This is a genomic window from Mycobacterium sp. IDUB_28 (assembly GCF_055419285.1).
Window position 1 is genome coordinate 17,104 of record NZ_JBVAXK010000002.1, and the last position, 15,301, is coordinate 32,404.

The 15,301-nt window shown below is 67.0% G+C and carries 9 protein-coding genes; 7 read left to right on the forward strand and 2 right to left on the reverse strand.

The window, feature by feature from the left end; all coding sequences use genetic code 11:
- Positions 1-3: 3 nt before the first annotated feature.
- Entirely contained in the window at positions 4-660 is a 657-nt protein-coding gene (locus tag ACZYZ9_RS04175) for a hypothetical protein (protein ID WP_463824964.1), read from the forward strand.
- Between the two features lie 896 nt (positions 661-1,556).
- On the opposite strand, the gene car is transcribed toward ACZYZ9_RS04175, so the two are convergent.
- Both car and gabT read right to left on the reverse strand, forming a co-directional pair.
- The gene (gene car / locus ACZYZ9_RS04180; RefSeq protein WP_463824965.1) at positions 1,557-5,036 is read right to left on the reverse strand and encodes a carboxylic acid reductase; all 3,480 of its coding nucleotides are present in this window, start codon (positions 5,034-5,036) and stop codon (positions 1,557-1,559) included.
- Between the two features lie 195 nt (positions 5,037-5,231).
- Positions 5,232-6,572: a 4-aminobutyrate--2-oxoglutarate transaminase gene (gene gabT, locus ACZYZ9_RS04185; protein ID WP_463824966.1), complete on the reverse strand. Its 1,341-nt coding sequence runs from the start codon at positions 6,570-6,572 to the stop codon at positions 5,232-5,234.
- A 229-nt stretch (positions 6,573-6,801) separates the two neighbouring features.
- On the opposite strand from gabT, the gene yajC reads away from it, so the two are divergent.
- The 6 genes from yajC to ACZYZ9_RS04215 all read left to right on the forward strand — a co-directional run bounded on the left by yajC (position 6,802) and on the right by ACZYZ9_RS04215 (position 15,259).
- Positions 6,802-7,143, forward strand: a complete 342-nt coding sequence (gene yajC, locus ACZYZ9_RS04190) for a preprotein translocase subunit YajC (RefSeq protein ID WP_463824967.1) — start codon at positions 6,802-6,804, stop codon at positions 7,141-7,143.
- Positions 7,144-7,242: 99 nt separating this feature from the next.
- Positions 7,243-9,090: a protein translocase subunit SecD gene (gene secD, locus ACZYZ9_RS04195; RefSeq protein WP_463824968.1), complete on the forward strand. Its 1,848-nt coding sequence runs from the start codon at positions 7,243-7,245 to the stop codon at positions 9,088-9,090.
- Between the two features lie 3 nt (positions 9,091-9,093).
- Positions 9,094-10,620 carry a protein translocase subunit SecF gene (gene secF, locus ACZYZ9_RS04200; protein WP_463824969.1) on the forward strand — a complete coding sequence of 509 codons (1,527 nt, stop codon included), beginning with the start codon at positions 9,094-9,096 and terminating at the stop codon, positions 10,618-10,620.
- Positions 10,621-10,624: 4 nt separating this feature from the next.
- Entirely contained in the window at positions 10,625-12,277 is a 1,653-nt protein-coding gene (locus ACZYZ9_RS04205) for an ABC transporter substrate-binding protein (RefSeq protein ID WP_463824970.1), read from the forward strand.
- Positions 12,207-12,815: an adenine phosphoribosyltransferase gene (locus ACZYZ9_RS04210; protein ID WP_463824971.1), complete on the forward strand. Its 609-nt coding sequence runs from the start codon at positions 12,207-12,209 to the stop codon at positions 12,813-12,815. Before ACZYZ9_RS04205 ends, ACZYZ9_RS04210 begins: the two co-directional genes overlap by 71 nt.
- A gap of 50 nt (positions 12,816-12,865) precedes the next feature.
- The gene (locus ACZYZ9_RS04215) at positions 12,866-15,259 is read left to right on the forward strand and encodes a RelA/SpoT family protein (protein ID WP_463825432.1); all 2,394 of its coding nucleotides are present in this window, start codon (positions 12,866-12,868) and stop codon (positions 15,257-15,259) included.
- Positions 15,260-15,301: the final 42 nt, after the last annotated feature.

A 15,301-nucleotide genomic window follows, 5' to 3' on the forward strand; every position in this document is an offset into this window, starting at 1 on the left:
GCCATGAAAACCGTCGAGGACCGTCGCGCCCGAAGCCGCATTCCGCGTTCGCGCGGCGCCGTCACTGGGTTGCTCCTAGTCATTCTGGGCGTCTGGGGAGCGCTGATCCCGTTCGTCGGCCCCAATTTCGACTTCGCCTACACCCCCGGACAGGCCTGGACCGCGGCACGTCTATGGCTGGAAGTGCTGCCGGGCGTGGCCACCGCGCTTGGCGGTCTGTTGTTGATCGCTGCCCGGAGTCGCGGCCCCGCGATGCTGGGCGGATGGCTGGCCGCCCTCGGCGGCACCTGGTTCGTGGTCGGCACCGCTTTCGCGCCGATTCTGCGGATCGGCAGTGTTGGAGACCCGGTCGGCGCGTCGGATGCCAAGCGCGCTGCTGTGCAGATCGCGTACTTCTCCGGGCTAGGTGCGTTGATCATTTTTCTCAGTGGGGCGGTCTTGTCGCGCTTAGTGGTTCGGTTAGCACGTGACGTTCAGTCGGTGCCGTCGGCCCAGCCGGTGGAGGCTCGGTCCGAGCAGCAGTACACCGGCTTGGTCGAGCCGGATCGCGACCCGCAGCAGACGGATGTGCTGACCACTCCGCGCGACCAGTACGTGCCCGCCGAAGGGCACAAGCGTGGGTTGTTCCGACGGCACCGCACACCGGTCGCGCACCAGTAGTGAGCACTGGCAGGGGCCTGACCGGGCTGTGACCAGCTCGGTCGGCGCCATCTTGGGCGTCTGGGACCGGGGTGCCGCCGCTGAAATTGGGGTTTCCACCAGTCCGCTGGTATCAAGCGCTGCGTTGTCAGCCGGATTGGCCATTACCCCCTACCAGATCATCAATACCGTTGTCGGGGCGGCGCCGGGGCATTTACATGCGCCCGTTACTACGCATACGCCAATGAATCCGGATACGTGACTGAATTCAGTGCGCGGAGGTCCGCGCCAGGGCGCAAGTTCCACCACTCGGCGGCACCGTACTCGGCGACGCCGCGATGAGTGCGCAAGGTGTGCAACGTGTTTCAGTGGAAACGACTACCGGTCCAGCGCGATGCGACCGGTGACACGGGATGAATAGGTGGCTCGAGGCCGCATGGGAACTGTGACAGCGGCGGAAAACGAAAAATGAACCCTCATTGCGAAATCGCTGAGCTGCAGTGCAGTTCAGCGGCGATGCTTCGCAGGGGTAGCGATGGTCAGTGCCGCGCGTTAGGCAGCTAACTCTTAACGCTACGTGAAATTTCAGAGCGGCGTCGCTACCGCCTCTATTGAGGCTGACAATTGATTAATCTTTAAACCGATTAACAGGCTGCGGATCCACGGCGAGGGGCCGGTGACTGTAGTGCTGCCGGTGCCCTCGCGGATGTGGGAGACGTCATTCATGTCATTGGAGGTCATCACTGCGAAGCACCCAGCTCAGCCGCTGCGGAACTGGGCAACCTTGCGTCCTCGCTGAGCGCGGCCAATGGTGCCTGTTCGACGGGCTCAATGGAACATCGTCATTCCGACTAAAGCACCGAAAAAGCAGGTGCCCGGCTGACCAAGCCGGACACCTGCCTCAACCGTCGCCCCACCTACAGCAAGCCGAGCAACTGCAGATCGCTGGCGTACTTTTCGATGACCACCGGCGTGACATGCGGGATGTCCTTGTCCGGTCCGATCTTGGCTTCCTGCACTGCCGCGCGGAACCGGTCCGTCGGGGCCATCGAACCGTTGATCGGCTTCTCCGGCTGCTGGTAATTGTGCAGCAGTGGCAGCAATGAGTACTGCCGTTGCCGTTCCGGCAGACCCCGCAGCGAGGTCTCGAAGCGTCGCAGCCACTGCTGGTAGTCGCCGATCCGCTCGATCGCATACCCGGCGTCCACCAGCCAGTCGATGAACTCGTCGAGGCCGATGCCGTCGTCGTACGGGTTCATCACGTGGTAGGTCTGGAACCCGATCTCGGGAACCTGCGCACCCAGCGTCGAGATCGCGTCGGCGATGAACTCCACCGGCAACCCGTCATAGTGGGCGCGCTGACGGTTGCCATCGGCGTCCAGTTCGTAGAACGACTTGGGCGCGATGCCGGAGGCCACCACACTCAGGATGGTCCGGGTGAACATGTCCGGCAGGTTCAGCTGACCGGCGTAGGTGGTGTCAGCCAGGATCATGTCGCAGCGGAACACCGCTACCGGCAACCCGCACAGGTCGTGCGCCTCGCGTAGCAGCACCTCACCGGCCCACTTGCTGTTGCCGTAGCCGTTGGCGTAGCTGTCGTTGATCTTGCGTGTCGCGCTCATCACCCGGACGTCGGCGTCCTCGACGAACTTGCCCGGTGTGATCTGGTCGCCGACTCCGATGGTGGAGACGTAGGTGTACGGCTTCTGCTTGCTGGTCAACGCGATCCGGATCAGCTCGGCGGTGCCCAATGCGTTGGGCCCGAACAGTTCGCTGTACGGGAGCACGTGGTTGACCAGGGCGGCGGGGTCGACGATGAGGTCGACGGTGTCCGCCAGCCGCTGCCAGGTCGCAGCGTCCAGACCCAGGTTGGCCTCGCCCTTGTCGCCGGCGATCACCTCGAGGTGATCGGCCGCCAGCTTGCGGTAGTGCGCCAGCAGCTTGGGGTCACCGCTGTCGAACGTCCGGTCCAGGCGCTCACGGGCGTCCGCGTCACTCTTGGCCCGTACCAGGGCGATGACTTTGCCGTCGACCAGGTCCATCCGTTCCAGCCAGTCCAGCGCCAGGTAGCGGCCCAGGAAGCCGGTGGCGCCGGTCAGCAGCACGGTGCGCACCTCAGTGGCCGGTCCGGGCAGCTGCGGGGCGGCGGCCAGGGTTGCGGCGTCGATGAACTTGTCCAAGGTCAGGTCGGCGGCGTGCACCTCGGTGGCGCCCCGCCCGTGCACCGAGGCGAAGGTAGGCCGCTTGGATCCGGCCTGCTCGGCTTCGATGTAAGCGGCGACAGCGGCCAGGTCGTTGGCCGGGCTGACGATCACGCCCACCGGCACGTCGACGTCGAAGATCTCGTTCAGCAGGTTGCCGAACGTCAACGCGGACAACGAGTCGCCGCCGAGATCGGTGAAGTGCGCCTCGGGAGACACCTCGGAACTGGCTGCCCCGAGCATGGCGACGGCGGCCCGGGTGACGGTGGCCAGCACGGGGGCGTCCTTGCCGGTGCGGCGAAGTTCGCTCAACTCGTTGGCTTGGCCGGCGGCCAGGTCGGCATACAGCTGTTCCAACCGCTCCCCGTAGTGCGCCTTGAGCTTTGGCCAGGCCAGCTTGCGGATGCCGGTCAACAGGCCGTTCTCCAGGGTGAACGGCGCGGTCTCGACGATGAAGTCGCGCGGCACCTCGTAGGACTGCAGGTCGGCGTCGCGGGCCACGGTCTGCAATGAGTCCGCGATCAGCGGCTTCAGCTCGTCGACGGAATACCGCGCCAGCGCGTCTTCGGTGGGCACCACGACCGCCAGCAGGTAGGGGTGTGCGCTGTTGCCGTAGACGTAGATCTGCCGGACCAGCGGGCTGTTGCCGAACACCGCTTCCAACTTGGCGACGGTGACGAACTCGCCCTGCGCCAGTTTCAGCACGTTGTTGCGTCGGTCGACGTAGACCACCCGGTTGGGACCGACCTCGGCGACGACGTCGCCGGTGCGGTAGTAGCCGTCTTCGTCGAACACGTTCGCGGTGATCTCGGGCCGTTTGTAATAGCCGGGGAACATGTTCTCGGTCTTGAGTAGCAGCTCGCCGCGCGGATAAGGCCGGTCGGTGTTGAAGTAGCCCAGGTCAGGCACGTCGGCCAACTTGTAGTCGATCACCGGTGGACGCTGCACTTCGCCGTCGAACAGGACCATGCCGGCCTCGGTGGAGCCGTAGCCGTCCAGCAGGTGCATTTCGAGCAGCGACTCGACCCAGGCCTTCAGCTCCGGGGAGGTGGGCGCCGAGCCGGTCATCGCGAAGATGAACCGACCGCCGAGCAGCTGCTGGCGCTGCCTGACCAGCACCTCGGCCGGGTCGGCGCCGTTGTCGACCTCGCGCAGGAATTCGCCGTACAGCGTCTCCCAGATGCGTGGCACGAAGTTGAGCTCCGTAGGCCGCACCAGGGCCAGGTCTTCGAGCAGGGTGGACAGGTCACTCTTGGCGGCGAAGTACGCGGTACCGCCGTTGCCGAGCGTGCCGTAGAGGATGCCGCGGCCCATGACGTGGCTCATCGGCATGAAATTGAGGGTGATCGACGCGGCGGTGGGGCCGAACCAGTTCTTGGCCGACCGGCGGAACATCTTGGCGACGTTGTGCTGCGGGTACATCGCACCCTTGGGCGCACCGGTGCTGCCGGAGGTGTAGATCAACAGCGCCAGCGCATCCTCAGCCACGTCAGCTACCGGGGCGCCCGGTAGGGCTTCGCCACGTCCGAGCACGTCAGCCAGCGTTTCGACCGGCACGCCGGAGTCGGACAGGGCTGCCACGGCACCATCGAGGGCCTCCCGTTGGTCGTCGACCTCGGGGTGGTAGTCGAACACCACCAGCTTGGCGGGGGTGAACCCGGCGCGGATCAGCTGCACGGCGTCGGTGAGCTGGTTGATGCTCGCCGCGAGCAATCGGGGCTCGGTCTCGGTGACGATCGGCTGCAGCTGCGCGATCGAGGCGCTGGTCTGCAGCGGAACCGAGACGGCGCCCATGCTGCCCAAGGCCATGTCGATGCTGGTGTAGTCCACGCTGGTGAAACCGAGCACGCAGACCCGGTCGCCGGCCTGCACGCCGTCGGCGGCCAGGGCGTTGCCGATCGCGGCCATGCGGTCGCCGAGTTCGCCATAGGTGATCGTCTCGAAGCGGGGGAGAAGTTTGAGGGTGGTGCGTCCGGTCGCAGGGTCGGCGATGAACTCCACAGCGCGCTGGCCCAATGCGGGCCGGGCAGCGTAGCCCTGCACGACGGTCTGCAGCACGTGCGGGAGCCGCAACTCCGGGCGCTGCAAGGCCTCGGCGACGGCTGGGTCGGGCTGGGCGGCGGCGAATTGCGGATCGTTGGCGACGAGGTCTTGGGTACGGCGGGTGAGCTGCTCTTCTTCAGTGATGGTCGACATGGCAATCCTCTTCGAACGAAAAATTTGCTTTGAAGGCTAGGTGCGCTGCGTTGCGCTGACTATAAGAACGTTAGCAAAACTAACATTATTCCTCAACGGCCCCGACTGGGGAGTGCCTGTGAGTTGCAACACCGGTGTCAGCGTGGTATTCCACCCCGGTGCCGTCGCGCGTTCGAGGTCTGCAGCCGACGGAAACTAGATGTCGGCCAGCAGGCCACCGATGATCTCGATGCCTTCGGACAGTAGGTCGTCGCTGATGGTCAATGGGGGCAGCAGCCGGATGATGTTGCCGTACATTCCGCAGGTCAGCACGACGACTCCGGCCGCGTGGACCGCGGTGGCCAGCCGGGCGGTCAGCTCGGGGTCCGGCTCGGCGGTGCCCGATTTCACCAGCTCGACGGCGATCATCGCGCCGCGGCCCCGCACGTCGCCGATCCGGTCGTCGCCGGCCTGCAACCGCAGCAGCGGCTCGGTGACCAGCCGCTCGATTTCCCGGGCCCGCTCGATGAGGCCGTCGGACTCGATGGTCGCGATGGTGGCCAGTGCCGCCGCGCACGCGACGGGGTTGCCGCCGAACGTGCCGCCCAGTCCGCCGCCGTGCGCGGCGTCCATGATCTCGGCGCGGCCGGTGATCGCGGACAGCGGCAGCCCGTCGGCGATGCCTTTGGCAGTGACGATCACGTCGGGCTCGATGTCCTCGTGTTCGCAGGCGAACATCGCCCCGGTACGCGCGAAGCCGGTCTGCACTTCGTCGGCGATGAACATGACGTCGTTCTCCCGGCACCAGCGCAACAGCGTCGGCAGAAAACCCTCGGCGGGCACGATGAACCCGCCTTCACCCTGAATGGGCTCGATGATGACCGCGGCCAGGTTCTTGGCCCCGACCTGCTTGTCCATCACGCTGATCGCGCGGGCCGCCGCTTTCTCCCCATCGGTGGCCAGTTCCTTGTCCAGCAGCCCGTCCCGGTAGGGGTAGGACATCGGTGCGCGATAGATCTCCGGCGCGAACGGGCCGAACCCGCTCTTGTATGGCATGGACTTGGCGGTCAGCGCCATCGCCATATTGGTGCGCCCGTGGTACGCGTGGTCGAACGCCATCACCGCAGGCTTGCGGGTGTGGGACCGGGCAACCTTGATCGCGTTCTCGACGGCTTCAGCCCCGGAGTTGAACAGCACCGAGCGCTTTTCGCCGGCGCCGGGGGTGATGCGGTTCAGTTCCTCGGCGACGGCGACATACCCCTCGTACGGCGTCACCATGAAGCACGTGTGGGTGAACTCGGCGACCTGCCCGCGCACCGCCTCGACGACGGCCGGTGCCGAGTTGCCGATCGTGGTCACCGCGATGCCTGAACCCAGGTCGATCAGGCGGTTGCCGTCGACGTCCTCGATGATGCCGCCGCCGGCGCGGGCGACGAATACCGGCAGGGTGACCGCGACGCTGTGGGAAACCGCGGCAGTGCGGCGTTTGTTGAGTTCCAGCGACGCGGGACCCGGGATTTCGGTGACCAGATGACGGCTTTGCTCGAGGCTGGCCACGGACCGCTCCTTCCGCGGCGCGCCGGTCACGTCGCGAATGAAAGCCTAACCGCTGGCCCGCATCCGGCGGGCCGTTGGGCTGCGCCACCCGTGGTGGGGTCGGTTTGCGACGTGCCCGAATGGCAGACTGGACCGTTGACGACGTGATCGAGCGCCGGGTCCGACTGGCGCCGTCCCCGATTTTTCGCGGGATTTTCGAACACTACCGATACGAGAGACAGGCTTTTCGATGCAGAGTTTGATGTTGTTCGCGCCGTTCCTGATCATCATGGCCGGCTTCATGTTCATGGCTTCGCGGCGCCAGCGGCGGGCCGTGCAGGCGACCATCGACCTGCACGAATCGCTGCGGCCGGGGGACCGGGTGCACACGACCTCAGGGCTGGAAGGCACCATCGTCGGCATCACCGAGGACGACGTGGAACTCGAGATATCGCCAGGGGTGGTGACGACCTGGATGAAGCTGGCCATCCGGGACAAGATCCTGCCCGATGACGACGACGCGGACGAGGACTCGGCCGTCGCCGCCGCGGAGGACGCCGACGACGAGACGCACGTCGCCAAGGATTCCTGACCGGGGCTACCTGCCGCGTCCGTGACGCTGGTCTGAACGCGGCACGTAGTCTTTCCGGAAGCTCGCACGGGGCAAGTACCGATTTCAAGGAGAAGGAACGTGGCATCGTCTTCTGCGCCGGTGCAGCCTGCCCGCTACCTGTCGGTGTTCCTGCTCATGCTCGTCGGCGTCTATCTGCTGGTGTTCCTCACCGGCGACAAGAAGGCCGCGCCGAAACTGGGCATCGATCTGCAGGGCGGCACCCGGGTGACGTTGACGGCGCGTACCCCGGACGGCAAGCGTCCTAGCCCGGAAGCGCTGGCGCAGGCGCGCGAGATCATCAACTCCCGCGTCAACGGCCTGGGTGTGTCCGGCAGTGAGGTGGTCGTCGACGGCGACAACCTGATCATCACGGTGCCCGGCAACGACGGCAACGAGGCGCGCAACCTAGGGCAGACCGCCCGGCTCTACATCCGTCCGGTGATCGACACCCGGCCGGCGCAGGCGATTCCCGAAGAGCCCAGGCCGGCCGAGGAGCAGCCGGCCCCCGGTGCTCCGGCGCCCGGTGGAACGGCTCCGGCCCCGGGTGCCCCGGCTCCGGCCCCGGGTGCCCAGGCCCCGGCGCCGGGCGGTCCGGCATCCGGTGCCCCGGCTCCCGCGTCCGGCACCCCGGCGCCACCCCCGCGTGGACAACCACGGCCCTATCCGCAGGATCCGGCGCCGAGCCCGTCGCCTGCCCCCAGCCCGGCGCCTGCGCCCGGTCCGTCGCCTGCGCCCAGTGGGGAGCCGGCGCCGCCCGCAGCACCTGCGCCCCCCGATCCGCGCCAGGCTCTCGCAGAGCGCATCGCGCAGGAGAAGAAGTGGCGGCAGAGCACCAGTCAGTACATCCAGATGATCGCCCTGCAGTTCCAGGCCACCCGATGCGGTAAAGAGGACATCCTGGCCGGTAACGACGACCCGAACCTGCCACTGGTCACCTGCTCGACCGACCACAAGATGGCCTACCTGCTGGCGCCGTCGATCATCAGCGGCGACCAGATCCAGGACGCGTCGTTCAACCAGGACCAACGCAGCCTCGGCTGGGTGGTCGATCTGCAGTTCAAAGGTCCCGCCACCAGCGTCTGGGCCGACTTCACCGCCGCCCACACCGGCACCGAGACAGCCTTCACGCTGGACTCGCAGGTCGTCAGCGCGCCGCGGATCAGGGAGCCGATCCCCGGTGGACGCACCCAGATCAGCGGGGGCGAGCCACCTTTTAGCTCGGCGACCGCCAAACAGCTTGCGAACGTGCTGAAGTACGGCTCGCTGCCGCTGTCCTTCGAATCCTCAGAGGCCCAAACTGTCTCTGCGACACTGGGTCTGTCGTCGCTGCGGGCCGGTCTGATCGCCGGCGGGATCGGGCTGCTGCTGGTGCTGGTGTATGCCCTGCTGTACTACCGGGTGCTGGGATTGCTCACGGCGTTGTCGCTGATTGCTTCCGGCGCAATGGTTTTCGCAATTCTGGTGCTGCTCGGCCGATATATGAACTACACCCTGGACCTGGCCGGTATCGCCGGTCTGATCATCGGTATCGGTACGACGGCGGACTCGTTCGTGGTGTTCTTCGAGCGGATCAAAGATGAAATCCGCGAAGGCCGTTCCTTCCGGTCGGCGGTTCCGCGTGGTTGGGCACGGGCACGCAAGACCATCGTTTCCGGCAACGCGGTCACCTTCCTGGCTGCCGCCGTGCTCTACGCCCTGGCGATCGGCCAGGTCAAGGGCTTCGCGTTCACCCTGGGCCTCACCACGATCCTCGACCTCGCCGTCGTGTTCCTGGTGACCTGGCCGCTGGTGTACCTGGCCTCCAAGTCTTCGCGGCTGGCCAAGCCGGCGTACAACGGCTTGGGCGCTGTGCAGCAGGTCGCCCGCGAACGCCGCACCGCGTCTGCAGGTGCCCGCTCGAGCAACACCAATACGGGACGGGGATAATCGATGGCCAAAGACCCCGAGGACCGCTCGGCCACCACCGACAGTGCGAAGGCGGCCAAGACGACGCCGGCCACGAAGCCGGCCGCCAAGCCCGCCCGCCCCACGGCGCGCAAGACCACCGCGGCCAAAGCCGCCAAGTCGACCGCGGCCAAACCCGACACGACGACGGCGGCGACAGCACCTGCCAAGGTCGCAACCGAGGAAAAGTCCAGCGTCGCAGCCAAAGACGACAGCACGGAATCACCGACGGCCACCACGGTCGCTGTCACAGACACCCAACCGGACACCGCCGGCGGCCCTAAGCACAGCTTCCTGTCCCGGCTCTACACCGGTACCGGCGCCTTCGAGGTAGTGGGACGCCGCCGGCTCTGGTACGGGATCAGCGGCGCCATCATGGCGATCGCGGTCCTGGCGATCCTCATCCGCGGCTTTGCGTTCGGCATCGACTTCAAGGGCGGCACCACGGTGTCACTGCCCGCGGCCGGGGCCGCCGGCACCATCCAGGTCGCCCAGGTCGAAGACATATACACCAAGGCGATCGGCAAAGATCCGGAATCGGTGGTCAGCGTCGGCAAGGGGTCGTCGGCCACCGTGCAGATCCGGTCCGAGCACCTCACCAACGAGCAGACCGAAAAGCTGCGCAACGCGCTGTTCGACGGGTTGCAGCCCACGGGTGCCGACGGCAAACCCAACAAGAGCGCGATCAGCGACGCCGCGGTCTCCTCGACCTGGGGTGGTCAGATCACCAAGAAGGCGATCCTGGCGCTGGCCGTGTTCCTGGCGCTGGTCGCGGTCTACATCACCGTGCGTTACGAGCGGTACATGACGTTGTCCGCACTAGCGGCAATGGTTTTCGACATCACGGTCACCGCCGGCGTGTATGCCCTGGTGGGTTTCGAGGTCACCCCGGCGACGGTGATCGGGCTGCTGACCATCCTCGGCTTCTCGATCTACGACACCGTCATCGTGTTCGACAAGGTCGAGGAGAATACCCACGGGTTCCAGCACACCACCCGGCGCACTTTCGCCGAGCAGGCCAACCTGGCGGTCAACCAGACGTTCATGCGCTCGATCAACACCAGCCTCATCTCGGTGCTACCCGTTGTTGCGTTGATGGTGGTGGCGGTGTGGCTGCTGGGGGTGGGCACGCTCAAAGACCTGGCGCTGGTGCAGCTGATCGGCATCATCGTCGGCACCTATTCGTCGATCTTCTTCGCCACACCGCTGCTGGTCACATTGCGCGAACGCACCGAACTGGTGCAGACCCACACGCGTCGGGTGCTGCGGCGGCGCGGGGTGGCCGTCCCGGCAAAGGCGTCCAGCGCCAAGAAATCTCGCGGGAAGCCCCCCGTCGATAAGACCGATGACGAGCCCGGCGACGACGAGACAGAGCAGACCGAGGCGGTCTCGCTCGCCAAAGCAGAAACTGACACCCCACCGGCCGCCAACAAACCGGCCCCCGGTGCGCGACCGGTGCGTCCCACCGGCACCCGGTGTCCCACCGGCAAGCGAAACGTCGGCAAGCGGTAGGCGCATGGCCACCCGGTGTCGCTGGCGAAAAGCTCTGCTGGTCAACGGCGTTGCCGCTGTGCTGGCGGCGGCGGGCCTGTCCGGATGCTCGGGCAGCGCAGCGGGCCAAATCGAGTACGTGGTCGACGGCATGGTGACGACCTATAACACCAACACCACCGTCGGCGCCGCATCGGCCGGGGCCCAGGCGTTCGCGCGGACCCTGACCGGATTCGGCTACCACGGACCCGACGGGCAGGTGGTCGCCGACCACGACTTCGGCACCATCTCGGTGGTGGGCGGATCTCCGCTGGTGCTCGACTACCAAATCGCCGACAACGCCGTCTATTCCGACGGCAAACCGGTGACCTGCGACGACCTGGTGCTGGCCTGGGCCGCCCAGTCCGGGCGGTTCGGTGGGTTCGACGCGGCCACCCAGGCCGGTTACGTCGACATCGCCAATATCGAGTGCACGCCGGGCCAGAAGAAGGCCCGCGTGTCGTTCATCCCGGACCGCGGCGTCGTCGACTACACGCAGCTGTTCACCGCGACGTCGATGATGCCGTCGCACATCCTGTCCGACACGTTGGGTTCCGACATCACCACGGCCCTGTTGACCAACAAGGTGTCGGTGGTGGAACAGGTTGCGCGACTGTGGAATACGACCTGGGATCTCAAGCCCGGAGCCGATCTCAAACGTTTTCCGTCGTCCGGTCCGTACCGGATCGAGTCGGTACTGGACGGCGGCGGAGTGGTGCTGGTGGCCAACGACCGCTGGTGGGGCGCCAAGGCGATCACCAAGCGCGTGACCGTGCGACCACAGGGCGGCGACATCCAGGATCGGGTCAACAACCGCCGGGTGGACGTGGTCGACGTGGCGGCCGGGTCGTCGGGAGCGCTGGCCACCCCGGACGATTATCAGCGCACCGACTCGCCCGCGGCGGGGATCCAACAGCTGATCTTCGCCCCGCAGGGTCCGCTGGCCCAGATCCCGTTCCGTCGGGCATTCGCGTTCTGTACACCCCGCGACGTGATCGCGCGCGACGCCGCGGTGCCGATCGCGAACTCGCGCCTGTCCCCGGCCACCGAGGACGCGCTGTCCGCCGCGGACGGTGCGGGCGAAGCCGGCCCGTTCAACAAGGCCAACCCCAACGCCGCCCGCGACGCGCTGCGCGGCACGCCGCTGACGGTGCGGATCGGCTACCGCGGCCCCAACGCCCGCCTGGCGGCCACCGTCGGATCCATTGCCGCGTCGTGCGGGCCGGCCGGGATCACCGTGACGAACGTGACCCTGGACACTTCGGGCCCGCAGGCGTTGCGGGAAGGGAAAATCGACGTGCTGCTGGCCGGCACGGGCGGCGCCACAGGCAGCGGCTCCACGGGTTCCTCGCCGATGGACGCCTACGCCTTGCACGGCGGCAACGGCAACAACCTCTCGGGTTACGCCAATCCGCAGGTCGACGGGATCATCGGCGCGCTGGCGGTGTCCGCCGACCCGGCCGAACGGGCCCGGTTGCTGGGCGAGGGCGCGCCGCTGTTGTGGGCGGACATGCCGACGTTGCCCTTGTACCGGCAGCAGCGGACCCTGCTGACGTCCAAGAAGATGTATGCCGTCAGCAAGAACCCGACCCGGTGGGGGGCGGGCTGGAACATGGACCGATGGGCTCTGGTGCAGTGAAACTACGGGTGCCGTGACCGACGTCGCCGCTCTGATCGACGGTCTGACCCGCAGGGTCGCCGACTTCCCCGAGTCCGGGGTGCAGTTCAAAGACCTCACCCCGGTCTTCGCGAACGCCGATGCGATGGCCGCGATCACCGAGGCGCTGACCGAAGTTTCCGTCGGCGCGGACCTGGTGGCCGGCATCGACTCCCGCGGTTTTCTACTGGCCGCCGCCGTCGCCACCCGGCTGCGCACCGGTGTGCTGGCCATCCGCAAGGGCGGCAAATTGCCGCCGCCCGTGCTCAGCGAGGACTACCAGCGCGAATACGGCGCCGCCACCGTGGAGATTCCAGCGGACGGAATCGAGTTGGCCGGTCTGCGCGTTGTGATCATCGACGACGTGTTGGCCACCGGTGGCAGCGTCGGCGCCGCACAACGGCTGCTGCAGCGCGCCGGGGCCCACCCGACCAGTGCGGCGGTGGTGGTGGAACTGCCCGGGCTCGGTGGTCGCGAGGCGGTGGCGCCGTTGCCGGTGCACAGCCTCAGTCGCGCCTGACAATCCACTTCCCGCGATATCCTCTAGGTCGGAGGTGACCAGTGACCAACGTGGCGGACGAACAGAGCACGCTGCAGGCTGTCGCCCCGGCTGCGGAAACGCCGTCCGGCCCGCCCACCGAGCCGCTCCCGATACCTCCCGCCGAGCCGGTCCCGGCACCTCCCGCCGAGCCGCTGAAGTCCAGCAGCAGCGCGTCCCGCCGGGTGCGGGCGCGACTGGCCCGCCGGATGACCGCGCGCAGCAGCGCCATCAACCCGGTGCTGGAGCCGCTCGTCGCGGTGCACCGGGAGGTCTATCCCAAGGCGGACCTCTCGCTGCTGCAGCGCGCCTATGAGGTGGCCGACCAGCGGCACGCCAGCCAGTTGCGGCACTCCGGCGACCCCTACATCACCCACCCGCTGGCCGTGGCAAACATTCTGGCCGAGTTGGGCATGGACACCACCACCCTGGTGGCCGCCCTGCTGCACGACACCGTCGAAGACACCGGTTACACCCTCGAGGCGCTGTCCGAGGAATTCGGTGAGGAGGTGGGCCATCTCGTCGACGGCGTGACCAAGCTGGACCGCGTGGTGCTGGGCAGCGCCGCTGAGGGCGAGACGATCCGCAAGATGATCACCGCGATGGCCCGCGACCCGCGGGTGCTGGTGATCAAGGTGGCCGACCGGTTGCACAACATGCGGACCATGCGTTTCCTGCCGCCGGAGAAGCAGGCCCGGAAAGCCCGCGAGACGCTGGAAGTCATTGCGCCCCTTGCGCATCGGCTGGGGATGGCCAGTGTCAAGTGGGAGCTCGAAGATCTGTCGTTCGCGATTCTGCATCCCAAGAAGTACGAGGAGATCGTGCGGTTGGTGGCCGGGCGCGCCCCGTCCCGGGACACCTACCTGGCCAAGGTGCGCACCGAGATCACCACTACGCTGAGTGCCTCCAAGATCAAGGCGACGGTGGAGGGCCGCCCCAAGCACTACTGGTCGATCTACCAGAAGATGATCGTCAAGGGTCGCGACTTCGACGACATCCACGACCTGGTCGGCATCCGTATCCTGTGTGACGAGATCCGGGACTGTTATGCCGCTGTGGGCGTGGTGCATTCGCTGTGGCAGCCGATGGCGGGACGGTTCAAGGACTACATCGCCCAGCCCCGGTACGGGGTGTACCAGTCGCTGCACACCACCGTCGTCGGCCCGGAGGGTAAGCCGCTGGAGGTGCAGATCCGCACCAGCGACATGCACCGCACCGCGGAATTCGGTATCGCCGCGCACTGGCGCTACAAGGAAACCAAGGGCCGCAACGGTGTTCCGCATCAGCACGCCGCCGCCGAGATCGACGACATGGCCTGGATGCGTCAGCTGCTCGACTGGCAACGGGAGGCCGCCGACCCCGGGGAGTTCCTGGAGTCGTTGCGTTACGACCTTGCGGTGCAAGAGATCTTCGTGTTCTCACCCAAGGGCGACGTGTTCACCCTGCCGGCCGGCTCCACGCCGGTGGACTTCGCCTACGCCGTGCACACCGAGGTCGGCCACCGCTGTATAGGCGCCCGGGTCAACGGCCGGCTGGTGGCGCTGGAGCGCAAGCTGGAAAACGGCGAAGTCGTCGAGGTTTTCACGTCGAAGGCGCTCAACGCCGGTCCGTCGCGGGACTGGCAGCAGTTCGTGGTGTCGCCCCGCGCCAAGACCAAGATTCGCCAGTGGTTCGCGAAGGAGCGCCGGGAGGAGGCGCTGGAGACGGGCAAGGAGGCGATGGCCCGCGAGGTGCGTCGGGCCGGACTTCCGTTGCAGCGCTTGGTCAATGGTGAGTCGATGGCGTCGGTGGCGCGCGAACTGCACTACACCGACGTGTCCGCGATGTACGCTGCGATCGGCGAAGGGCACGTCTCGGCGCGGCATGTGGTGCAGCGGTTGCTGGCCGAGTTGGGCGGCATCGACCAGGCCGAGGACGACGTTGCCGAACGGTCGACCCCGGCAACAATGCCCCGGCGCCCGCGCAGCACCGAGGACGTCGGGGTCTCGGTGCCCGGCGCGCCCGGTGTGCTGACCAAGCTGGCCAAGTGCTGCACGCCGGTGCCCGGCGACCAGATCATGGGATTCGTCACCCGCGGTGGTGGTGTGAGCGTGCACCGCACCGACTGCACCAACGCCGCATCGCTGCAGCAGCAGGCCGAGCGCATCATCGAGGTCCTGTGGGCGCCGTCGCCGTCGTCGGTGTTCCTGGTCGCGATCCAGGTCGAGGCGCTCGACCGGCACCGACTGCTCTCCGACGTCACCCGCGTGCTGGCCGACGAGAAGGTGAACATCCTGTCGGCGTCGGTCACCACCTCCGGCGACCGGGTGGCGATCAGCCGCTTCACCTTCGAGATGGGCGCCCCTAAGCACCTGGGGCATCTGTTGAACGTGGTCCGCAACGTGGAGGGCGTCTACGACGTGTACCGGGTGACATCCGCGTCCTAGGTCGGTTCAATCGATTCGGACGACGGCGTACCGGTCGGGTCG